The 21,197-nt window shown below is 60.6% G+C and carries 20 protein-coding genes; 10 read left to right on the plus strand and 10 right to left on the minus strand.

Annotated elements, in window-relative coordinates; all coding sequences use genetic code 11:
• Positions 1–23 precede the first annotated feature (23 nt).
• Positions 24–1,154, plus strand: a complete 1,131-nt coding sequence (locus tag NZ453_RS16070) for a glycosyltransferase family 9 protein (protein WP_263771743.1) — start codon at positions 24–26, stop codon at positions 1,152–1,154.
• A 30-nt stretch (positions 1,155–1,184) separates the two neighbouring features.
• On the opposite strand, the gene NZ453_RS16075 is transcribed toward NZ453_RS16070, so the two are convergent.
• Together NZ453_RS16075 and NZ453_RS16080 are read right to left on the minus strand one after the other, a co-directional pair.
• Complete coding sequence (locus NZ453_RS16075; protein WP_263771744.1) at positions 1,185–2,123, minus strand: LysR family transcriptional regulator; 939 nt, start codon at positions 2,121–2,123, stop codon at positions 1,185–1,187.
• 224 nt (positions 2,124–2,347) lie between these two features.
• Entirely contained in the window at positions 2,348–3,178 is an 831-nt protein-coding gene (locus tag NZ453_RS16080) for a shikimate dehydrogenase family protein (protein ID WP_263771745.1), read from the minus strand.
• A gap of 408 nt (positions 3,179–3,586) precedes the next feature.
• On the opposite strand from NZ453_RS16080, the gene dctP reads away from it, so the two are divergent.
• Together dctP and aroQ are read left to right on the plus strand one after the other, a co-directional pair.
• On the plus strand, positions 3,587–4,609 hold the full coding sequence (dctP, locus tag NZ453_RS16085) for a TRAP transporter substrate-binding protein DctP (RefSeq protein WP_263771746.1): 1,023 nt from the start codon (positions 3,587–3,589) through the stop codon (positions 4,607–4,609).
• Between the two features lie 178 nt (positions 4,610–4,787).
• Positions 4,788–5,234, plus strand: a complete 447-nt coding sequence (aroQ, locus tag NZ453_RS16090) for a type II 3-dehydroquinate dehydratase (RefSeq protein WP_263771748.1) — start codon at positions 4,788–4,790, stop codon at positions 5,232–5,234.
• 54 nt (positions 5,235–5,288) lie between these two features.
• Here aroQ and NZ453_RS16095 read toward each other — a convergent pair whose 3' ends face one another.
• The 6 genes from NZ453_RS16095 to NZ453_RS16120 form a co-directional block, all read right to left on the minus strand.
• The gene (locus NZ453_RS16095) at positions 5,289–6,377 is read right to left on the minus strand and encodes a glycosyltransferase family 9 protein (RefSeq protein WP_263771749.1); all 1,089 of its coding nucleotides are present in this window, start codon (positions 6,375–6,377) and stop codon (positions 5,289–5,291) included.
• Positions 6,377–7,279: a glycosyltransferase family 2 protein gene (locus NZ453_RS16100; RefSeq protein ID WP_263771750.1), complete on the minus strand. Its 903-nt coding sequence runs from the start codon at positions 7,277–7,279 to the stop codon at positions 6,377–6,379. The genes NZ453_RS16095 and NZ453_RS16100 overlap by 1 nt, the downstream gene beginning before the upstream one ends.
• The gene (locus NZ453_RS16105; protein ID WP_263771751.1) at positions 7,276–7,902 is read right to left on the minus strand and encodes a DUF4254 domain-containing protein; all 627 of its coding nucleotides are present in this window, start codon (positions 7,900–7,902) and stop codon (positions 7,276–7,278) included. The genes NZ453_RS16100 and NZ453_RS16105 overlap by 4 nt, the downstream gene beginning before the upstream one ends.
• Positions 7,903–8,263: 361 nt before the next feature.
• Positions 8,264–8,566: a monooxygenase gene (locus NZ453_RS16110; RefSeq protein WP_263771752.1), complete on the minus strand. Its 303-nt coding sequence runs from the start codon at positions 8,564–8,566 to the stop codon at positions 8,264–8,266.
• A gap of 85 nt (positions 8,567–8,651) precedes the next feature.
• Entirely contained in the window at positions 8,652–9,260 is a 609-nt protein-coding gene (locus NZ453_RS16115; RefSeq protein WP_263771754.1) for an NUDIX domain-containing protein, read from the minus strand.
• Positions 9,247–9,666 carry a DUF4406 domain-containing protein gene (locus NZ453_RS16120; protein ID WP_263771755.1) on the minus strand — a complete coding sequence of 140 codons (420 nt, stop codon included), beginning with the start codon at positions 9,664–9,666 and terminating at the stop codon, positions 9,247–9,249. Before NZ453_RS16120 ends, NZ453_RS16115 begins: the two co-directional genes overlap by 14 nt.
• Before the next feature lie 127 nt (positions 9,667–9,793).
• On the opposite strand from NZ453_RS16120, the gene NZ453_RS16125 reads away from it, so the two are divergent.
• The 7 genes from NZ453_RS16125 (at position 9,794) to NZ453_RS16155 (ending at position 16,095) form a co-directional block, all read left to right on the plus strand.
• Entirely contained in the window at positions 9,794–10,552 is a 759-nt protein-coding gene (locus tag NZ453_RS16125) for a DeoR/GlpR family DNA-binding transcription regulator (protein WP_263771756.1), read from the plus strand.
• A 125-nt stretch (positions 10,553–10,677) separates the two neighbouring features.
• Entirely contained in the window at positions 10,678–12,075 is a 1,398-nt protein-coding gene (locus tag NZ453_RS16130; RefSeq protein WP_263771757.1) for a cytochrome B6, read from the plus strand.
• 48 nt (positions 12,076–12,123) lie between these two features.
• Positions 12,124–12,744: a DUF4142 domain-containing protein gene (locus tag NZ453_RS16135; RefSeq protein WP_263771758.1), complete on the plus strand. Its 621-nt coding sequence runs from the start codon at positions 12,124–12,126 to the stop codon at positions 12,742–12,744.
• A 62-nt stretch (positions 12,745–12,806) separates the two neighbouring features.
• Positions 12,807–13,466 (plus strand): YiaD family glycine zipper/OmpA-like lipoprotein, encoded by a 660-nt coding sequence (locus NZ453_RS16140; RefSeq protein WP_263771759.1) that lies wholly within the window; start codon positions 12,807–12,809, stop codon positions 13,464–13,466.
• Positions 13,467–13,813: 347 nt separating this feature from the next.
• Complete coding sequence (locus tag NZ453_RS16145; RefSeq protein WP_263771760.1) at positions 13,814–14,356, plus strand: NUDIX domain-containing protein; 543 nt, start codon at positions 13,814–13,816, stop codon at positions 14,354–14,356.
• Between the two features lie 31 nt (positions 14,357–14,387).
• Positions 14,388–14,981: an acyl carrier protein phosphodiesterase gene (locus NZ453_RS16150; protein ID WP_263771761.1), complete on the plus strand. Its 594-nt coding sequence runs from the start codon at positions 14,388–14,390 to the stop codon at positions 14,979–14,981.
• A gap of 418 nt (positions 14,982–15,399) precedes the next feature.
• Complete coding sequence (locus NZ453_RS16155; protein WP_263771762.1) at positions 15,400–16,095, plus strand: lytic transglycosylase domain-containing protein; 696 nt, start codon at positions 15,400–15,402, stop codon at positions 16,093–16,095.
• Positions 16,096–16,103: 8 nt separating this feature from the next.
• Here the strand turns inward: NZ453_RS16155 and plsB are convergent, their stop codons facing one another.
• The gene (plsB, locus tag NZ453_RS16160) at positions 16,104–18,548 is read right to left on the minus strand and encodes a glycerol-3-phosphate 1-O-acyltransferase PlsB (protein ID WP_263771763.1); all 2,445 of its coding nucleotides are present in this window, start codon (positions 18,546–18,548) and stop codon (positions 16,104–16,106) included.
• 45 nt (positions 18,549–18,593) lie between these two features.
• Positions 18,594–20,651, minus strand: coding sequence for an elongation factor G (fusA, locus tag NZ453_RS16165; RefSeq protein WP_263771764.1), 2,058 nt, complete (start codon positions 20,649–20,651; stop codon positions 18,594–18,596).
• Positions 20,652–21,197 lie beyond the last annotated feature (546 nt).

Here is a 21,197-nt window from a genome sequence, read left to right on the forward strand (position 1 = left end):
TTCGCCCTAAAGAAAGCGTGTCCATGCCAAACCAGCCCAAGACTCCACGGCTGCCAACACCCTCCAAGCCTGCCTTCATCGTGTCCCGAGGCAGGGCGATTCGCTCGATCGTGGTCTTTCGCGCGTTGCAACTGGGCGATATGTTGTGCGCGGTGCCCACCCTTCGCGCACTGCGACTCGGGTTTCCGAGAGCCCGAATAACGCTCATCGGTCTGCCTTGGGCAGAACAGTTCGCTGCCCGCTTCCATCGTTACGTGGACGTCTTCGCCGCTTTCCCCGGACATCCAGACCTTCCCGAACAACCTGTGCGGGGTGAGGCTGCCGACGGGTTCTTCGAGAACATGCGAGCATGCCGCTTCGACCTGGCGGTCCAGCTTCATGGCAACGGTCTGGTGAGCAACTCCATTGTCGAGGCTTTGGGAGCCGCTCATTCAGTGGGTTTTCGGCCGGCCGACGAGGCGTCGGGCGGAGCGGCGGCCAACGCCTTGAATTACATCGCGTATCCGACGGTGGGACACGAGGCCGTCAGGTTGCTTGCCCTTGCGCAACACCTCGGCCTGCCGGACGCGGGAATGCGACTGGAATTCCCGCTCCGCGAAGCGGATTACGCCGAGCTGGATGCGAGCGGGTTGGAACCCGGCCTTACCCCCGGGGCGTATATCTGCGTCCACCCCGGCGCTCGCAGCCGCGACAAGTGCTGGCCGGCCCAGCACTTTGCCGAGGTGGCCGATCGCCTGGCGGACGAAACGGGTCTAGCCGTCGTGTTGACCGGCTCCGAGAAGGAGCGCGACATGACGGCCGCCGTGGCCGCGCGCATGCGCCATACGCCGGTAGATGCCGCCGCTCCGATTTCGATCGGCGCCATGGCCGCGCTGATGAGCCGGGCACGGCTTCTTGTCTGCAATGACACCGGGGTTTCGCATATCGCGGATGGTCTAGGATTGCCGAGTGTTGTCATTTTCTCCCGCTCCGAAATGGCACGCTGGGCGCCGATCGATACATCGCTGCATGCCAGCATCTGGGACCCGGAAGGCCGGTCGGTTTCCGCCGTGCTTCAGCACGCCCGCCGTTTATTGACGGTCGACACCCGGGCAGCGGACGCGGCAACGCAGCGGCAGGCGCTACACAGCGATTCGTTTTTCGGTGTGCCTTGAACGAGGCGAAGAGCGGTCAGGGCTGCGGACTCATTCGACCGAGAGGTTTTCCATACCGCGCCGCGCTTCCTCCGCACAGATGCGGCGCAGCCATTGGTGGCCCGGGTCGAGGTGAAAGCGACTGTGCCAGAACTGCTTCACGACGACGTTGGCCAGAGGTACCGGGCACGGAAACAACCGGATTGCCGGGCTGCTGCGGCCGAGGATGGTGCCGATCTGTCCCGGAAGCGTCGTGATCATGTCCGTCGCCGCGATGATCTTGGTGACCCCCAATACGCCCGGCAAATAGACGCGAACCCGGCGGGAGATGTTGAAGCGCTTCATCTCCGATTCGATCAGCTCATACGAGCGACCGTATCCGAACGCTATATGCGATTCACGCTGGAAGGCATCGAGCGTCAGTTCCTCCTTGATCCGGGGGTGTTCCGCGCTGACGAGGCAAACGTAGTTCTGGTCGAACAGGGTCTGTTCGTAGAAGCCGGTCTCCATCTCGGGCACAAAACCGCCGAACGCCAAATCGGCGGCGCCACTTTCCAGGAGCCTTGGCGTGTTGTGATCGAGAGGCAGCGCTTCGAAGCGAATGCCGGGTGAATTCGCGCAGATGGTACGCAGCATGTTGGGCAGCAGCGTTGTCTGAGCACCGTCGGGAATGCACATGCGAAACGTTCGCGTTGACGTCTGCGGGTCGAAGTTCGGCGCATCGATGATCTGCAGCATCGCTTCCAGGATGCTTCTCGCCTTGCCGACGATGGCCTCGGCGCGTGGCGTCGGCGTCATGCCTTCCGACGTACGTACGAACAGCGGGTCTTTGAGTTGCTCGCGGATGCGCTTCAGCCACGTACTGATTTTCGGCTGACTTTGCCCCATGACTTCGGCTGTCTTGGAGACGCTGCGAGTCGTGTAAAGGACGTCAATCAGCTTCAGGTCTTTTGCGTCGAGGTATTTTTCGTATTCCAGCGCTTCGTTCATCGACTGCTCCCCGGAAGGCGCCCTTGTCGGACCTTTGAGCCGAGTGGCCCGGACAGGGCGACTTCATCATACCGGCTTTCAATGGCCGGTTGCCCTGCCGTTGCTCTAGTAGCCAATGGGAAAAAAAGAGGCCCACCCCGTGGTTGGTCGGGGCGGGCCTAGGCTCAAGGCTACAAGCTAAGTGGTTTAACGTTGGCTGGCGAAGGCACGACCGGCGCGGGGACTCAATAGCGAATCTGGGCGACAGCGCGCAGCTCGCTCGGGGTGGCACTACCGAAACCGAAGAATTCGAGGTACGCAGGCACCATTTCGTACAGCATGTCGACGCCGACCTGATAGCGGCATCCGCATTTTTGTGCGGCTTCCAGAAGCGGCGTGATTTCCTGCTTCATCACCACTTCGCCGACAAAAGTCTCCGGCGAAAGGCCGCGTACATCGATAGGCAGCGGATCGCCAGGCATGCCGAGCGGGGTTGCGTTGACCACGAGGTTTTGGCCAACGGCCGAGTTGGGCCCCGTGTTTGCTGAAACCTGCGGATAGTGTTCACGCAGCCGTTCCACGAGGCCAGCCGCCGCATCCGAGGCCGCATCGAATACGGTGATTGCGGCCACGCCCTCGGCCGCCAACGAGGCGGCAATGGCGCATCCGACACCACCTGCGCCCACGACGAGGCAGCGAGCGCCTGAAAATTCAAATCCTTTGCGCCGGAGGCCGCGCGTGAAGCCGGTGCCGTCGAACATGTCGCCGAACAACGAGCCGTCCGGCCTCCTGGCAATCGCGTTGCACGAGCCGGCAACGCGCGCTGTCGTGGACAAGTCATCGACAAGACCCGCCGTCGTGATCTTGTGCGGCATGGTGACCAATGCGCCTGGGACATTGGTGAGTTGGAACACCGATTTAACGACGTCAGGAAAATCCTCGGGCTTCACGCCCATTGGTACCACAACAGCGTCGATGCCGCGTTTTTCGAACCAGGGGTTGTAGATGAGCGGAGCCTTGAAGGCGTAAGTGGGATATCCGAACAGCGGGAGCAATTGAGTGGTGCCGGTGATCATTTTTGGTTTTCCGGAACATTCGTTTAACAAGCGTCCGGAGTCGCAGCAGCCGGACTGTCGTTACGGATGATAGGAAGACCGCCCCATCCTGTAAATTCGATATCGGCGATACCTAGTATCAAAAAAACGAATAATTGTGCACGTCTCAGCGAGGAATCACGGGGAGAGGGATTATCGGAAAAACGGGATAAATATTATCTAAGTTATCAGATGGACAATATAGTTTCCGAGGGCTAGGATTTTGTGCAAGCCGTATGCGAGGATGTCGTGTGGGGTGGGCGAGCCGTTAGTGGAGAGTCTTTCCAGTTTCGCGTTCGTTCCTCGTTTCGGCGGGCGTCTGCCTGTTATTCCTGTGGTCTGGCCGGGAACATCGGTCAGCGACGATTCGAAAACGGAGGAGGAGTCTCAATGATCAAGAGTATGAAATCGGTGTGCATTGCCATGGCGGCTTGTGGTCTGGTTCTCTCGGCCAGTGCCGGTGCGGCGGAAATCAATGAGCGGGTTTTCCGGTTTGCGACGAGCAACGTAGAAGGCAATCCCCAAGTCGACGGCCTGATGAAGTTCGCGGAACTTGTGGGCGCGAAGAGCGGCGGCAAAATGACCGTGAAGGTATTCACCGGCGCGACGCTGGGTAAGGATATCCAGGTTCTTTCCTCGATGCAGGGTGGCACGGTCGACGGCGCGACGATGAACACGAACCTCCTCGTCGGCATCATCAAGGATGCCGGCCTGGTCGATCTCCCCTACCTTTTCGATACCGAGCAGGAAGCCTACGCCGTGCTCGACGGCCCGTTCGGCAAGAAAATTCACGGCCAGCTTGAATCAAAGGGCTTGGTCGGCCTGGCGTTTTTCGACATGGGCTATTACAGCCTGCACAACAACACGCATCCCATTACCAAGGTCGAGGACGTCAAGGGCCTGAAGATGCGGGTTACCGAAACGCCGGTGACCATCGATACCTACAAGGCTTGGGGTGCCAACGCCGTGCCTCTGGCTTACGCCGAACTCTTCACCGCGCTCGAGTCGAAAATCGTTGATGGTGGCGGACAACCGCCGCTCAACATGATCTACGGTAAGATCGGCGAAGTGTCGAAGTACTACACGGTGAACCGCTACTCATTTACGCCGGTGTCTCTGCTCATGAGCAAGAAGTCGATGGACAAGCTGAACGCCGACGAAAAGCAGATCATTCTGGATGCGGCCAAAGAGTCGTTGAGTTATCAGCGCCAGATGTCCCTCAAAAAGTCGGCCGATTGCTTGGCTGAACTGAAGAAGACGAAGACAGCGGTTACCGAGTTGTCCGCGGAAGAAATTGCTCGTTTCCGCGAAGCGACCAAGCCGGTCGTCGAGAAGTACCTGAAGGTGTACGACGAACAACTCGGCAAGGAACTCTTCGCCGAGATCGCCAAGTATCGCGCCGCCAAGAAGTAATCTGGCCTGACGGCGCCGGGCTGCTTTTGCAGCCCGGCGGCCTCCGCCGACGCGCGCTCCGCACGTCGGCTATCCCCTTCCAATTTAGTTATCGCCCCGGTGAATTGCCGCCGTAGGCTCGCTACGTTTCCCGCGAGAGCTTTCGCTTGGCCGCTCTCCGGGGGCGGAGAAAAGAGAAATGAAGAAGATACTGGTTCTGCACGGCATCAACCTCAATATGTTCGGCAAGCGCGATCCGAAGCAATACGGCACCGTTACGCTTGCGGAGATCGATTCTCGGTTGCGTGTTCTCGGGCAGGAACTCGGCGTCGAAGTCGAGTGTTTCCAGACAAATCACGAAGGCGAGATGTGCGAGCGCATCCACAGGGCCTTCACCGAGAAGGTAGACGGGGTGGTGATCAACGCGGGTGCATGGACACACTACAGCTATGGCTTGCGCGATGCACTCGCCATCCTCACCGCTCCGATTATCGAAGTGCATATGTCGAACGTGCATGCCCGTGAAGAGTTCCGGCACGACTCGGTGTTCGGCCAGATTGCCAAGGGACAGATCTGCGGCTTCGGTGCCGACAGTTACCTGCTGGGTTTGCGCGCGGTCGTCGGCGCTTTGGAGACGAGCAAGTAGTTGCCGCTGACGGGCACGTCCAAGCGGCCACGTCCGCTTTCCGATTCCGTCCGATCAGCGCATCGGTGCGGCGTGTTCGGCCTCGAACAAGCTCCGGGCGAGAGCGAGCACCTCGCGTTCGTCGACGTCGGAGACGAAGCTCTCGTCGTGCTCGCAACGCTCGTGAACGTTCTCCACTCCGCACACCGGGCAATGGAGGCGGAGGGACAAGGCAGCGCGGTGGATGCTCTGGCGTAACGGCTGCGATTCGATCAAGTTCGTGAACCAGTAGATACCGACGCTCGGCGTGCCGATGGCCACGCCGAGGTGCAACGGTCCGGTATCGTTCGAAACGAGCAATGCAGCGCGTTCAAGCAGACCGCACAACGCCGGCAACGGCGTCCTCCCGCTCAGATCGACCGCCGGTTGTTTCATCGCCTTGATGACCTGCCGCACGAGGGCTGCTTCGCTTGCGGTTCCGTTGATCGCCACGCGCGCCCCCGCGGCGGCCAATGCATCGGCGACCATCGCAAAACGTTCGGCGGGCCAACGGCGCCGGGGGTCGCTGGCGCCGGGTTGCACGATGACCAGGCGTTCGTCTCGTTCCATGGGAAGTACGCATTCGGCGGCCTCACGGTCGACGTCAGTGACTTCCAACTCCTCTCCGATCTCGAACGCGGTGGCCCCGGCCAGGGCGGCCAATTCCATAAGTTGCAGACGCCGATTCTGCAACGCCCCGAGATGCATGGTACGGTCCAGTTCCGGCGCGCCATCGGCGCAAAGGCCCACGACAAGCCGAGCATTGAACTCGCGGATCAGTCCGTTGGAGTGGTGTCCGCCTCCGTAGGCCTGGATGGCGATGTCGAATGCTTCCGTGCGCATGCGTTCGATGAATTCTCTGCCCGCCTCGTCGACTTCAGCGTTCGCCGGCAAACCGATACCCGGGTAGGGCGGAAGCACCACGACCCGATCGACGGGGACCGGCCGTCCGGTGAGGAAATCCGCATGCCATTGTTGTCCGATATACACGATCTCAGCCGCCGGAAACGAGAGCCGAAGGGCGTGCAACGCGGGCAGAGCGAAGACAAAGTCACCCACCGCACTCGGACGCAGGATGGCGATTTTCTGTACGCCGGGTGGTGCGGGAGGGGTGGCCGCGCTCACTAGATCGCCTCGCTTGTACCAGTGGGGCTGTTGACGATGCCTGAGTGGGCAAACGAGGCAGCGGGCTGCTGTGCACTCGGGCGTAGCGCAGGCGCTACGCGCAGTACTCGTGGAGCATCAGTGTCCCGATGCGGAACGGTTGTCGGCAGTTCCTGATGATAGGCGCCGGACGGGATGATGCCGCAGCCTCCGAAACGCTCCATGACGCGTAGTTGCGCCAACACATCCTCGCCGCAATGCTCGCTGGGCAGGTCGCGCCAGAAGTCGAAACCGCCGACGGCCCGGAGTTTCGCGGTATCGAAGAGAACGCAGCCGCCGATCCAAGCGACGCGATAAAGACGGGTGTCGGTGGGGCGCAAGGCGAGCTTGCGCTGCACATGAAACAGGTTCGCTGCACTGTGCAGATGGTGGCGTGTCCAAGCCGGGCTGTCGGGTGTGATGCGCTCCGGTTCGACGGGTGTATCCCAAAACTCGATGTGCTGTTGATGCGGGCGAACGTCGTCGACGAAACTTAGCCCGTGCAACGCGCTGCCGACGAAGCCGCACTGCTGCTTGGCGATTGCTTGCTGAAGGCGGGCGATCAGGTCTTGCTCGAGTAAAACGTCGTCATCGAGAAACAGGCAGTACGGTGCCTCGACCCGTGAGAGCAGAAAGGCGCGCTGCTCCGCGAGGCCGTGCCGAGGCAGGTGGCTGTCCGTCACGATTTCGCGGCCGATGGCGCGCAGGAAACGAAGCACCGCCGTCACTTCAGGCGCAGCGAAGGCGCTGCCGTTTTCCGTCTGGTCGGAGATTACGATCCGCAGCGAGGGATAGGTCTGCCCCGCGAGCGAGGTGAGGGTGACCGCGAGCGCGCTCGGCCGGTCGCACGTGGGCACGAGTACGTCGATTCGCGGCTGGCTCATGCTGGCGTCCTCAGCACGCGGATTCCGTCCGCCATGCCGCCATAGAGATAGGGGTTCAACGTCGGATCGTTATACATCTTGAACTGACGGTAGACCTTGAAGTAGGCACGGCCCTGTTGCGTCTCGTGCATCAGGCGATCCAGGCAGGCCGCAAGGTCCAGCCGCTGCACGACGAGCCGGTCAAGCTTGTCCCGACAGGTCGCGATATGGTTCGCCGCGTCGCTGCGCTGCGTTTGCTTCCACATGTGATGGATCTTCAGCGCCAGAATCGACAAGCGATCGATCATCGCCCCAGCCGTTTCACTGCTCAAACGCGCGTCGCTCAACGGTACCCGGCTGATCGACGCCAATATCATTTCGTCGATTCGCTCTACCGCATCATTGCGACGTTGGTTGTAGCGGTCGATGAGCCGTTTGCTTGTCGCGATCGCGTCGTCGCCGACATCCGTGCGGCGGGCCTTGTCCTCTTCGTCCCAGAGCCGTGTGTTGAAAGCGTGGTTGGTTTCGACGCCAGCCCATAGCTCCGCTGCGGAGGCGATATCCGTGTCATCGGGCCAGTCGGCATCGAGCAGGCAACGGTCGTGGAACTGCATGATCGATTCGGCATTGATCTTGTTGAGCATGGAGCTCCTTTCGTTGGAATTGAGAGGCCAGGTCGGGAAGAAGCTCTGCCCTCGGGGTGTTCCTGTGCTTAGGTCTCGGAAGCGACTTCTGCAATCGGTATTCCCGAAAGCGGGCTGGCTCAGCGCACGGAGTGCCGAGGAAGGGCCTCTGCCAAGGCAGTGAGAGAACGAGAGGAGCGGATCGGAGAGGCGGATTACCGAAGCGGAAAGAGGGTCTCTGCTGCAAATAAAAGCGTGCTCTGTCTCAACATGCTTCTATTTGCGGCAACCTTTTCTTGCGTTCACCGGTGCGGGACGCGTGGGGCGTCGATGCTGTCCGCCGCGCGAGACTGGCGCGCGGCGGACAAACTCCGCGGTTGGTCTACAGCGGAGCGCGGTCGAGCTTGGACAACTCGGTATTTACGTCGAATAGCTTTGCCTTCACCTGCGTTATGCCGAACGACTTGAGGCGTCCGGTATGCATTGCCAGGTATCGTTCTGCGTTAGGCGCGTCAGAAAATAGGTAAATTCCCCCAGCCTCGCGCGTATCCGGGTTCTCGGTCCAGATCTTCCACAGCAGGCCCGGTTCGGTCGCGATCAACTCGGCAAGGCCGCGTACGCTTTCGGTGAGCGCAGCACCCCAAGGGCCGGAAAACGGAAAATCGATTTGCAGAATGACAGCCATGGTTCCTCCTGGTGCGGTGGGGTTGGGGGGGAAAGAACGGTATGGTCAATCGGAGGGGCGTTTCCACCTGCTGCAGTGCAGCGCCTCAGTCGGCGCCTGAAGCGCACAGTGTCTTAAGACCGACGAGCGCTGCGTGCTGCAAGAGCATGATCGTCTTGGCGTCTTCGATCGAACCGGAACGCATCATCGTTAATGCCTCGTCCAGAGACACCTCGAGAAGCTCGATGTCCTCGCCTTCTTCGGGATCGCCTCCGCCGCCGTGCACGCGATCTTCGGCCGTGTACTCGGCGGCGAAGAAGTGGAGTTTCTCGGTCACCGACCCAGGGCTCATGTAGGCTTCAAACAATTTGCACGGGCAACGTACGCAATAGCCTGTTTCTTCCTCCGCTTCGCGTCGGATGCACTGCTCTGGATCATCGCCGTCGAGAAGGCCGGCGCAAGCCTCGATCAGATGTCCGTCCGCGTGGCCATTGACGTAAGCAGGAAAACGAAACTGCCGCGTCAATAGAACGGTGCCTCGCTCGGCGTCGTAGAGCAGGATCGCTGCCCCGTTGCCGCGGTCGTATGTTTCGCGGTTCAGCCGCTGCCAGCGGCCATCGCGTCGTCGCCGTTCGAACGTCGTTTTCTTGAGCAGATACCAGTCGTTGGAGAGTACTTTTTCCTCAATGACGCGAATGTCCTCAGCCGGCGGCATGTCGGTTCTCCTGTCCGTTTGAAATGTCCAAAGCTGAGCACGCCGGTATCTCTTCGATCGATGTGTACACCGGAAGACCTAGTTCACGTGCCCGGGCAACGTCCAGATCGGCGCCTGCCGAAGTACCGGGAAGACGCAGCACGGCGTCGCAGTGGACAAGCAGCCGATGCGCCAGCGGGTATTGAAAGGTTCGAAAAACATGATCGCCCGGTTCGCGGCCGCCGGCCGTACGGATGACCGGCCAAGCCAGCCATTCGCCGACGACTGCCAGGTGGCCACGCTCGTATAGCGGCAAGGCCGCTGCTTCGAGGGCTCGCAGATTGGCGGCAATGCGCTCTGGATCACCATCTGTTCCGGAAAGGTAAGGGCCGGCCACGAGAATCAGCATCGAACGTCGAGTTTTCATGCGTTTTCCTGAATATTCGTGCAATATCGTGCACATTATTCGAAGTCCGGCCGTTGTGCAAGTAATTTCGTGCAGTTTCGTGTATTCTTGTGACAGGTGTTCTTCTCTACGTCTATTGGAATCTGCCGTGCTGACTTCACAACGCAAGAAACTGATCCTTACCCGCCTCGCGCGGGACGGTCAGATCGTCGCCAAAGCGCTCAGCGAGGAGTTGGGAACGTCGGAGGATACGATCCGGCGGGATCTGCGTGAGCTGGCGGCCGAAGGCAAGTTGCAGCGCGTTCATGGCGGCGCCTTGCCGGCTTCGGCAGCCATCGAGACGCTGACGGTCAGGCGAGCTGTGTCCTCGGCGGACAAGGCGAATCTGGCACGGGCAGGAGCGGCGCTCATCCGTTCCGGCCAAGTAGTAATCCTCGACGGGGGGACGACAACGACCGAACTGGCGCGTTGCCTGCCACTCGACCTGCACGCCACCGTCGTTACCCATAGTCCCGGCATTGCGGTCGAGTTGGCCGAGCACCCGCACGTCGACGTGATCCTTCTGGGCGGCAAGCTCTTCAAGCATTCGATGGTCACCGTCGGTACGGCGACGGTCGAGGCGGCCGGGCGGCTCCATGCCGATCTGTACTTCATGGGCGTCACTGGCGCGCATCCGAAAGCTGGGCTGACCACCGGCGACTACGAGGAGGCGTGCGTGAAGCGGGCGTTGCACGCTTGCGCTGCCGAAACCTTTGTCATGGCGTCGTCGGAAAAGCTCGGCGCCGCCTCGCCGCATGTAATCTGCGGAATCACCGAAATCGCGGCCCTGCTCGTTCCTCCCGATACGCCGGAGGAGATGCTCCGCGGCGTTACCGACCTCGGTGTCGACGTCATCCGAGCAGCATAAGACGGCGGAGAACCTCTCTTTCCGGCGAGCCGAATAACCCTAACGTGGGAACGGCGTTTGCTGGCCATGAGCGATCGTGGCGTCATACCACGGTCTGCGTTGGTGGCTCACTCCGGGAGGTTCAAATGCCGAAAATGAAATCGTTGCTGCCGCTCGCGATCCTGCCTTTGACCGCGATCGGATTGACTGTCTTTGCCGATCCTTTGCCGCCGGATGCGACGTACCGGCCGCTACCGACGCAACCTTTCTCCGACGTCAAGCGCATGGACGAGGCGCAGAAGCCGGATGTCATGAAGCGGCAGCAGGCACTGTTCAACCAGCGCTATGACATGTCCAACCGGCCGCTCCCCGGCGTCATGATGTCGGGCGGCCGCAAACCGGTGCAGGGCGGCGTGCGCGTCAAGCTGCCGGCGGGCATGACCTGGGAACGGCTTGCCAACATGTCGCCGGACGAAATCCGTCAGCGCAATCTGTTTCCCGAGGGTTTCAAGCCACTGCCGCACGTGAAGCAGTCAACGGGCGGGCAGGTTTTTCCCACGAACCAGATTGCGGAGATCGATCGTCTCGAACAGCGGGATCTGCGCCGTTTCGATGTCGACTTCGATTTGCCCGATCATCTGACGCCCGAGTTTCCCCCGCCGATTTTCCTTACCACGCATCCGGAACTGGGTGATGTTTCGCGCGGACAGGTACTTTCCTTCCGTAATTACTACGAGATCATGAACGGCATCATTACGCCGGTACAAATGGAAGGCTTGCGGTTGCTACTCACGCCGTTCCCGCAAGAAGAATTCAACCAGACCGAAGACCGCAAGGTGGCTGCGCCCAGCCTCGGCGTCGCCTGTCTCGACTGCCACACCAACTTCCACAGCAATGCCGCGTTCCACCTAACCCCCGACGTACGGCCGCAATCGGCGCGATTCCGCCTGGATACCGTGAGTCTGCGCGGGATGTTCAATCAGCAAATCCACGGCTCGAAACGTTCGCTGCGCTCGGTGGAAGACTTTACCGAATTCGAGCAGCGCACCGCCTACTTCAACGGCGACCACGTAAGCGCTACACGCAAGGGCGTCAATCTGCCCGACCGTCCGAACCAGGTGGCGATGATGGCGCAGATGCAGAACATCATCGATTTCCCGCCGGCGCCCAAGCTCGATTCGGCCGGCCGCCTGCGGGCCGACAAAGCCACCCAGCAGGAACTGGCGGGAGAGAAGGTGTTCTTCGGCAAGGGGCGGTGCGCCGAGTGCCACGTTCCTCAGACGTCCTTCCTCGACAACAACATGCACGACCTGAAGCTCGAGCGCTTCTACCGGGTCGGCGAGGTGGCGAACGATCAGGTCGTGATCCCCGACGGTCCGATCAAAACGTTCACCCTGCGCGGTCTCAAGGACTCGCCTCCGTACCTGCATGACGGACGACTGCCGACGGTGGCCGACACGGTGGAATTCTTCAACCTCGTGCTTGGGCTCAAGCTCAATCAACAGGAGAAGGAGGCGCTCACGGCTTATTTGCTGACGTTGTGACGGAGCACGTGCGGTCTTCGCGTTATCCCTTTCATCGAGGAGTCGTACATGAACGTCAAAACGATCGCCGTTGTGGTCGGCCTGTTTGCCGCCGGCCCGCTTTTCGCGCAGCAGGGAAATCCCGCGGGAATGATGCCCGGCAATGTCGAAGCCAAGCCGGGAACCCCGGCCCCGGGGCAATACAACCCGCAGGATCGTCTGTTCATTCAGCTTGCCGGAATGGGCAATCTTGGCGAGGCTGACGCCGGCCGGCTCGCCGACACAAAAGCCAGTCATCCGAGCGTCAAGGCCTTCGCGCGCCGCATGGTCGCGGACCACTCCTCCACGAATGCCAAACTTGCCGATATCGCGAAGCAGCGAAACCTTAGCTTACCGGGCGAGCCGCAACCAGATCAAAAGGCCGTGAAAACGCATCTTGAAACCCTGAACGGTCTGGCCTTCGACCAAGCCTATCTGCGGGCGCAATTGATCGATCACCAGAAGACCGTTCAGCTTCTCGAATGGGAGATCAGCAACGGGCAAGATGCTCCATTGCAGCGTTTAGCGGTCGATACCTTGCCCACTGTGGTCGAACACTTGCGGATGGTTCAGGCATTACTGGCGGAAACTACTGGCGCTCCTCCGCAGGGGTTGGCGGCCTCCCAGGACGGAGCGCCCCCGCCCCGTTGAAGTGTTGAACGTGCGGGCACGCTGGGGGCTGGCTCGCAGGTGACAAGCAAGGAGAGCGAACCATGAACAAGCGATTTGCGGGATGGCTGGCGGTTGCGTTCGCCAGTAGCGCCGTCGTAGGTTGCGCGAACATGACGGAAACGCAGCGCACGACTGGCACCGGTGCAGGAATCGGCGCCGTGGCGGGAGCGGTGATCGGTGGCGCAACCGGCGGCGGCCGTGGTGCGGGAACAGGCGCGGCCATCGGTGCAGCGATCGGAGCAGGCGGCGGTTATCTGTGGTCGCAACGGATGCAGGAGCAGAAGGCGACGATGGAGCAGGCCACCCGGGGCACCGGCGTGTCGGTGACGCAGACGCAAGACAATCAGCTCAAGCTCGATATCCCGAGCGATATTTCGTTCGACTCCGGGCGAGCCGATATCAAGCCCGAACTGCGGCCGATCCTTGATCATTTCGGCACTACGCTAAACCAGAATCCGGTGACGACCGTGCGTATCGTGGGTCACACCGACAATACTGGTACCGATGCCATCAATGGTCCTCTCTCGGTCAACCGCGCCGCCTCTACTCGGGATTACCTCGTAAGCCGTGGCGTCGCAGTCAACCGCATCACCATCGAAGGCCACGGATCGACCCAGCCGGTGGCCGACAACAGCACCGTGGCCGGCCGAGCGAGGAATCGCCGCGTCGAGATCTTCGTCGCCGAGCCGCCTTCGCAGTAGCGAATTCGCGGTTCGGAAACACCGCGCGGGACGTGCGCCCGAGAAGATAGAAGCGCCGGATTGCCGGAAGCAGGCGCAAGACTCGGCGTAAGGTACGGGAGAGGCCGGCACAGCGCTTTCTGCGTCCGCTCGCCTTTTCGCCGAGATTCGGCTTCCCCGTCGCATCGCCCAGGCGCAGCACTTTCATACGCGTATCAGCTCAGGGTGGCGAACCTTCCTCCCCGTCCTTGTGATTCAATCCCCTCTGTTCGTATCCCCGTCGGTGGAATCCGCCGGAAAAACCATTGTCCGACCTCGACGCGCGGCGGACAGGCGGGCGAAGCAAGAAGGGAAAGGAGAAGTTCCGTATGGCAAAGCCGGAAATCGAAACCACGGCGTCCGCGATTGTCTATCGCAACCGCTGGATGACGGTGCGCGAGGATGCCATCGTACGGGCCGATGGGCGAACGGGAACGTACGGTGTCGTCGAAAAGCCCGATTTTGCTGTCATTGCGGCCATCGAGCACCGTATGGTGCACCTGGTTGAGCAATACCGGTATCCGGTGCACGGGCGCTTCTGGGAGTTGCCGCAAGGGTCATGGGAAGATGCCACGGTGGATCCATTGACGCTGGCGCAGGCGGAATTGCGCGAAGAAACCGGCCTCGTTGCCGCCTCGATGCAACACATCGGGCGACTCTATCTCGCTTACGGTTATTCGTCGCAGGCCTACGATGTCTTCCTAGCGACCAGGCTTTCGACGACGGAACGGCAACTCGACGTCGAGGAGCACGGCTTGATCACCCGTGTTTTCCCGCTCGCCGAGGTCGAGGCGATGATACGGGCGGGAACGATCGTCGATGCCACCACAGTGGCGGTGCTCGGCTTACTGCGTCTGCATCGGCTGATCTAGCATCCAGCCCCGGACCGGAATTTTTTACGGCATGAATTTTCTCGCCCACGCATTTCTCGCCGGAGACGATGCCGCTTACCGCGCCGGCGGCGTCATCGGCGACTTCATTAAAGGGCCTCTTCCGGCGGGTCTTCCGGAAGACCTTGCCGCTGGCGTTGCCCTGCACCGGGCGCTCGATTCCTATGCCGACCGCCATCCCGCCTTCATCGCCAGCCGAACCCGCATCACCCCGGAGCGTCGCCGCGTCGGCGGCGTGCTCGTGGACCTGTTCTACGACCACCTGCTGGCGCGCGACTGGGCACGCCACGGCGTAGGCCCGCTGGCCGCCTATGCGGCGGACGTCTACGCGACCCTCGATGCCTATGCAGATTTTCTGCCTGAGGCGGCACGCGAAGTCGCGCAATTGATGCGCCAACACGACTGGCTCGTCTCGTATGGCCGCGTCGAGGCCGTCGCCCGCACGATCGACCGCATGGCGCGTTACCGCTTGCGGCAGCCCAACCATCTGGGTGGTGGCATCGAAGAGTTCCTCGCCGACGCCGAAGGCTTTGCTGCCGACTTCCGCACTTTTCTGCCGGACGCCTCACGGTTCTGCGCCGAGTGGCGATCGAGACGGGCGGTGTAGATTCGTTTGCGATGGGTAGGTTTTGCTGATCCAAGGTGACGCCCGGTTCTGCACATCAAACGGATACGCGTTCCCGTCATTGAACTCGGGTGCCGGCCTGCTGAAACGGCCTTGTCGGCGCTCCAGCAACGCTTTTGAGAATGGCTGGCGCGTACGAGCCCCTCCCTCTCCCACCGCCTGAATTGACGAACATCAACAAAATCAATATAATGCAGTCTGTGTTGCGCTGTAACGCCACAAGCGATGCAGTTCAGCATGGAACTCTTCTGCATCCCCTCTACTCGAACGAGGGTATTTCTTCTGGCAGATTGTTCCGCCCCCGCGGCGCCCTTGCCGCGCTTTCAGGCTTTGCCCCCGCCTAAAACCGTTTGTCGCCCAAGCTGTTTCATTGCGCGACGACAACAGTGAAGGAGAGAGCATGTCAGCATTCACTACGCTGAAACACGTGGCGTCTGGCCGTAGCGACGTCGGCTCCAGCCTCTTGCAGTGCGCCATATTGATCGTAGCCCTGTTGTTCGCTTTCGGCGTCAGCAGCGCATTGCCGGCGAGGTCCGTGCCGGCGGAAACTCAAGTGCCGGCCGTCGCGGTACAACCAAGCCCAGCCGTTTCGGACTCGGAAAATGCCTCGCTTGTCGATGTGGAGAAAGCGCCAGTTCTTTCGCCACGCATGCAAGCGGCACTGGATTACGTGACACGGCGGTACCGCGTCTCGTCGGAAGCCCTTGTTCCTGTCTTCGAAATGGCTCAGATCATCGGCAAAGAGCGGCGCATTGACCCGTTGCTCATCGTTGCCATCATTGGCATCGAATCCCGCTTCAATCCCTTTGCGGAAAGTCCGATGGGCGCTCAGGGCTTGATGCAGGTCATCCCTCGCTACCATCAGGACAAGCTTCCGGATGACGCTGGAGAAAAACCGCTGCTGGACCCGCTGATCAACATCCGGGTCGGCGTCAATGTCCTCGAGGAAGCGATCCGTCGTCGTGGAGGGCTGGTCCCCGGCCTTCAGTACTATGCCGGCTCTCTAGATCCAGAGGGGGACTATGCGAGTAAGGTCCTCGCCGAAAGGAATCGCCTGGAGCAGGCGGCACGTCGCGGTATGCGCGATAGCGCGTAAGTGAAGGCTCACCACCCCTGGGTGGCCATGCGGCGTATCGCTTGCCGCGCTTCAATCGGCAGGAGAAGTTCCGCGTACGCGAGCGGCGTAAGGAGCCCTTCGTCGAAGCGCAGTAGTCCTCCTGCATCTTCAGAGAGGAGTTCGGCGTCGATCAGGTGGGAAATCAGGGCTGAGAACGCCGTTTTTTCCGCGTACTCGGACGCCGTGAAATCGTACAACAGCGACAAGCGTTGGGAGAGCAAGTGGCTATCGTTCTCCAGCGCGCGCCGCGTGAGGCGGCCAGAACCGCCGTGCTGCAGCAGCGCCAGCATCAACAGGTGACGTTCGAGCATGGGACGGAGCGTCTCGCCGAGCAATCGCAATTCGGCGAACTCCGGGCTGTTCGGCTCGGGTGCCGAAAGCCGCCCTGATTCGTTGCCTTTTAGCAGGCCGCGCTCGGCTAAGGTTTCAACGACCGGCCCAACCCGACTGGCGAGTTCCGATGGCAGCCAAGGAAGGAATAGTTCCGGCCCGACGAGCGTGTACATCGACGCCACGACTTCGTTCACCTCGCCCGCGGTTAGCGCTCGGTTATGACTTAGCAGACACGCGACAAGCGCGGGGAGGGCGAACGCGTGCAGGACGTTATTGCGGAAGTAGGCCAGTAAGGGGGCCACTTTTTCCGGAACCCGGATGAGGTCACCCAAGGGGTGAGGTACCCGCTCCGTAAGGCCAAGCCGTTCGACATGGTTGAGAATCTGCCGGGTGCTGAGCGAGCAGGGAACGACACAGGAAGAATATGGCGCGTCCACGGTCAACGCTTGGTAATGCGCGAGCATGCGCGTGAGCGTCAATTCGTCGGCAGTCCGTCGCGGGGTCGGCAGAAGGGCGAGGGCGATCAGGTTAACCGGGTTGATCACTACGGCTTCATTGAGTCGCCGCGCGAGTTCGAGCGCTGCCTTGCGCGTCACCAGCCGCGGCCAATCGCTTTCCGGATCGGTTGATTGCGTCGTCCAGCCGGGCCGGTCACTTTCGAGGAATTCAGCGAGAGGCAGCGGATGCCCGAAATTGAGATGCACTTTTCCGAAAATCCGCTTGATGTGGCGCAGGCTACGGATCAAGCCCCTGAGCGACTCCTTCCGCTTTGGCTTGCCGGCGAGTTCTGCTAGATAGGTTCGTCCCTCGATGACCTTCTCGTAACCGATGTAAACCGGCACGAAAACCAACGGCCGGTTATGTTCGCGAATGAAGCTGCTGATCGTCATGCCCAGAATGCCCGCTTTAGGCGTCAATGTGCGACCCGTCCGACTCCGGCCTCCCTCGATGAAATATTCGACCGGGAAACCGCGGGTAAGCATGAGATGCAGGTATTCATGGAAAACCGCGGCATAAAGCGCTTGGCCTTTGAGTGACCGGCGCAGAAAAAAGGCGCCGCAACGGCGTAGCACGGCGCCGACGATCGGCATGTTGAGATTCGCGCCTGCGGCGATGTGCGGTGGCGTCAATCCTTGGCGATAAAGGCAGTAGGAGAGCAGCAGGTAGTCGATATGGCTGCGATGCGCGGGGACATAGACGATGCCCTGATTTGGCGCAATCCGGGTGACGGCTTCGATGTTGTGAATTTCGATTCCGTCGTAGAGGCGGTTCCAAAGCCAGGAAAGAAAAAGCTCGAGCGCACGCAAGGTGCCGTAGGAGTAATCCGAAACGATCTCAAGTGCAAAACGCCGCGCGCGGTTCTCCGCCTGCTTGATTGAGATGCGATGAGCGGTTGCTTCCGCCTTAATGGCGGCTTGAACCGGAGCTCCGGCGAGAACGACGTCGATTTGGGTATGGCGGTGTGACAGGTCCGGCCCGATCGCCATCAAACGTTGGCGGCGGAAATGTACCCGCAGGACCCGGGAAAGCTTCCGTAGCGCCTTTCCCTCGTCGAGCCCCTCATGAGACAGAATGTTCAGCGAGAGCGGCGGGTTAAAGCGCACAAGAACGTTGCGCCCGTGCAGAACGAGCGTCAGCAGCCGGTACAGAACACCCGTGCGCCGCCAGGTTTCCGAGAAGAGAGCCTTGAGAATCGAGTCCTGCTTGTCAGGGCGGCGTCCCCACAAGATGGTAACGGGAACGATCTGAAATTCCCCCGCCGGGTCATTCAGGGCACGCCGCACGATCGCTGTCATTAACGAGGGATGCGCATACCGGTCGCGGGCACGCATGAAAAGCGCTTGACGACCCCCCAGGCTGAATGCCGAGTGACCGAAATGCCGCCCTTCAATGACTATGGGTTGGGCGGCGGAGGGCAGCCCCGCACGAAGGGATTCTTCGAAAAGGATTAGGAGGTTGGCGAGGGATCGTTCCTGCAGGACGTAAACCACCGGCTTTGTGGCATCCACGCCGAGTCGCGGCAAGTTCTCGGGCAGCACGGTCGTGCGAACCCAGAAATACAAAGCCCGGCGGGCCAACGGCAGGACCCAACCGGGCATTGCGAAAAAACGGCTCACAGCGATGCGGCGCAAAGCCCGTTAAGGTCAGTCTTCGTCGAGCCCCACCGTTTTGTACTGGGCCGCGAGTTGCTGCTGCGTTGCAGCAGGGACCGGCGCGTAGTGCGAAAACTCAATGGTGTAGGAGCCTTGCCCGCCAGTGAGCGACTTCAACCGGCCTTGGTAATCGTCCAATTCGGCTAGCGGCACCTTGCCGGCAATTGCCATCGTTCCCGTTCCGCGTGGCTGCGTTCCCGTTACTTGTCCACGCTTGCTCGACAGATCGCCGGCGAGGTCACCGACGGCGGCGTCCGGCGCCAGAATTTCGACGTCGACCACCGGCTCCAAGATGATCGGAGTGGCGGCACGCACGGCTTCGATCGTTGCCTTGCGTCCTGCGGTGAAGAAGGCGATGTCCTTGCTATCGACAGCGTGGGATTTACCGTCGTACACAACGACGCGGACATCGTGCACAGGGAAACCACCGACCACGCCATCTTCCAGCGCCTGGCGCACGCCTTTTTCGACGGCGGCCATGAAGACACCGGGGATGGCCCCCCCCTTTACGATATCGACAAATTCAAAGCCGGCGCCGCGTTCACGGGGCTCGACGCGCAGCATGACCTCTCCAAACTGACCGGCGCCGCCGCTCTGTTTCTTATGTCGGCAATGACCTTCGGCTTTGCCTGTGATCGTTTCGCGATAGGCGATCTGTGGCGGTTTGGTATCCAACTCGATCTTGTACTGTTGCGCCATCCGTGACAGCTTGGCGCGTAGGTGCATTTCCCCCAGGCCGCGGATAACGGTCTCGTTGGTGGTTGGATGCCGTTCCACCTTGAAGCACGGGTCTTCGATTTCGAGCTTGTGGAGGACATCGAACAAACGTTGCTCGTCCGATTTGCGTTTCGTCTCGACGGCCAGTCCCTGCATAGGCACCGGGAATTCGAGCGGTTTGAGGTGGATGTGGTCTTCCTCGTGTGAATCGTGCAGAACGCAGTCGAACTCTATTTCGTCGACTTTGGCGATGGCGCCGATATCGCCCGGGATCAGGGCGTCAACCTCCACATAGTCCTTGCCTTGCAGCCGATACAAATGGCCGACCTTGAACGCCCGCTTGGCGTCCCCGACGAGAAGTTGGGAATCCTTCTTGATGGTGCCCTGATGTACCCGGAACACGCCCAGTTTGCCGACAAACGGATCGCTGACGATCTTGAAGACGTGGGCGAGCACATGCATACCCGAATCGGGCTTGGCGTCGAATGGCACACTATTCGGGTCGTCCAGCAGCCCCTTGTAGAAGGGCGGCGGGTTGCCTTCAGCCGGGTTCGGCGCAAGTTTGACGAGAGTGTTCAACAACTGGGGAATGCCGGCACCGGTTTTGGCGGATACAAAGAGGATGGGAATCAAGTGCCCTGCGCGCAGCGCCTTCTCGAACGGCGCGTGCAGTTCGTCCGGACTGGGGTCTGCCCCTTCATCGAGATAACGGGCGAGAAGGTCCTCGTCTTCTTCGACGATCTGGTCGATCAAGGCCCGGTGCGCTGCAGCCACCGATTCGAAGTCGCTGTCGCCACTGTCGTGCCCCAGCAGTTCCACAACGTCCTGCGCGTGGTGTGCCGGAAGGTCCAACAACAAGCACTCGTGACCGAAGCGTTCGCGAATCTCGTTGACCAGTTTGGGAAGGTCGACGTTTTCCGCGTCGATCTTATTGATCACAATCATCCGGCAGAGCCCACGAGCGGCAGCGAATCGCATCATGCGCTCGGTCGTTAGTTCGATGCCGGTTTGGGCATTGATGATGATGAGCGCGGTGTCCACCGCTGCCAGGGCGCCGATAGCCTGTCCGGCAAAATCCGGGTATCCGGGTGTGTCGATGAGATGGACTTGCGTATCGAGCCAGTTGAAGCTCGCCATGGCGGAATTGATCGAGTGGCCGAGTTCCTTTTCTTGAGGGTCGAAATCGCACACCGTGTTTCCCTTTTCGACCGTTCCGCGGCTGGTAATGGCTCCCGCGGCGGCGAGCAGGGTTTCGGCAAGTGTCGTCTTTCCGGACGCGCCGTGTCCGACAAGAGCGACAGTACGAAGGTTGGCGGTGATGTTTTGACCCATGTTTTCTCCCGGTAATGTCGAACGCACTCTCCCGCAGGACGCGTATCAGACGATGTCCCTGGTAGAGCAATTGGCTACTCAAGATTCATCCGCTACTGCATGCATTCTACCCCTTGTCGGCCTTTCGCCAAGCGTCGGTCCCGGGCGAATAAAACAACCCTCTCAGATCTTTCAATCGCCAATTCTTCTCGCGTTGGAAGACGGGATAAATGACGCTCGCAAAACCTAATAGCGGCACCTCGGATTGACTTTTCTGATCAGTTTATTTTTTTGAGTAAGAAGGGATTTTTTGTTTGACCCCGTTGTCTCGCCGGCGGATAATTTTCAACTTGTTTTTCATGTTTCCGGCCCTCTGTGAGGGTCTTGGCCGACCGGAAAGGTCAAAGGGAGTGACGATGAGCGGGAAGACGAAGAAGCAGTTGGGGGTCTTGCGTGAGTTACGTGAGCGTGCGGTGTTGGGGGGAGGGCAGAAGCGGATCGATCAGCAGCACGAGCGGGGCAAGTTGACCGCGCGGGAGCGGCTGGCGCTGTTGCTGGACGAAGGCT

Origin of the sequence: Propionivibrio soli (genome assembly GCF_025770765.1) — a bacterium.
Lineage (GTDB): Bacteria > Pseudomonadota > Gammaproteobacteria > Burkholderiales > Rhodocyclaceae > Propionivibrio > Propionivibrio soli.

What these genes read in the sequence shown, in the direction of transcription:
- NZ453_RS16070 (WP_263771743.1), top strand. Translation starts at nt 24, where the DNA reads ATGCCAAACCAGCCCAAGACTCCACGGCTGCCAACACCCTCCAAGCCT.
- NZ453_RS16075 (WP_263771744.1), bottom strand. Translation starts at nt 2,123, where the DNA reads ATGAACGAAGCGCTGGAATACGAAAAATACCTCGACGCAAAAGACCTG.
- NZ453_RS16080 (WP_263771745.1), bottom strand. Translation starts at nt 3,178, where the DNA reads ATGATCACCGGCACCACTCAATTGCTCCCGCTGTTCGGATATCCCACT.
- dctP (WP_263771746.1), top strand. Translation starts at nt 3,587, where the DNA reads ATGATCAAGAGTATGAAATCGGTGTGCATTGCCATGGCGGCTTGTGGT.
- aroQ (WP_263771748.1), top strand. Translation starts at nt 4,788, where the DNA reads ATGAAGAAGATACTGGTTCTGCACGGCATCAACCTCAATATGTTCGGC.
- NZ453_RS16100 (WP_263771750.1), bottom strand. Translation starts at nt 7,279, where the DNA reads ATGAGCCAGCCGCGAATCGACGTACTCGTGCCCACGTGCGACCGGCCG.
- NZ453_RS16105 (WP_263771751.1), bottom strand. Translation starts at nt 7,902, where the DNA reads ATGCTCAACAAGATCAATGCCGAATCGATCATGCAGTTCCACGACCGT.
- NZ453_RS16110 (WP_263771752.1), bottom strand. Translation starts at nt 8,566, where the DNA reads ATGGCTGTCATTCTGCAAATCGATTTTCCGTTTTCCGGCCCTTGGGGT.
- NZ453_RS16115 (WP_263771754.1), bottom strand. Translation starts at nt 9,260, where the DNA reads ATGCCGCCGGCTGAGGACATTCGCGTCATTGAGGAAAAAGTACTCTCC.
- NZ453_RS16120 (WP_263771755.1), bottom strand. Translation starts at nt 9,666, where the DNA reads ATGAAAACTCGACGTTCGATGCTGATTCTCGTGGCCGGCCCTTACCTT.
- NZ453_RS16130 (WP_263771757.1), top strand. Translation starts at nt 10,678, where the DNA reads ATGCCGAAAATGAAATCGTTGCTGCCGCTCGCGATCCTGCCTTTGACC.
- NZ453_RS16135 (WP_263771758.1), top strand. Translation starts at nt 12,124, where the DNA reads ATGAACGTCAAAACGATCGCCGTTGTGGTCGGCCTGTTTGCCGCCGGC.
- NZ453_RS16140 (WP_263771759.1), top strand. Translation starts at nt 12,807, where the DNA reads ATGAACAAGCGATTTGCGGGATGGCTGGCGGTTGCGTTCGCCAGTAGC.
- NZ453_RS16145 (WP_263771760.1), top strand. Translation starts at nt 13,814, where the DNA reads ATGGCAAAGCCGGAAATCGAAACCACGGCGTCCGCGATTGTCTATCGC.
- NZ453_RS16150 (WP_263771761.1), top strand. Translation starts at nt 14,388, where the DNA reads ATGAATTTTCTCGCCCACGCATTTCTCGCCGGAGACGATGCCGCTTAC.
- NZ453_RS16155 (WP_263771762.1), top strand. Translation starts at nt 15,400, where the DNA reads ATGTCAGCATTCACTACGCTGAAACACGTGGCGTCTGGCCGTAGCGAC.
- plsB (WP_263771763.1), bottom strand. Translation starts at nt 18,548, where the DNA reads ATGCCCGGTTGGGTCCTGCCGTTGGCCCGCCGGGCTTTGTATTTCTGG.
- fusA (WP_263771764.1), bottom strand. Translation starts at nt 20,651, where the DNA reads ATGGGTCAAAACATCACCGCCAACCTTCGTACTGTCGCTCTTGTCGGA.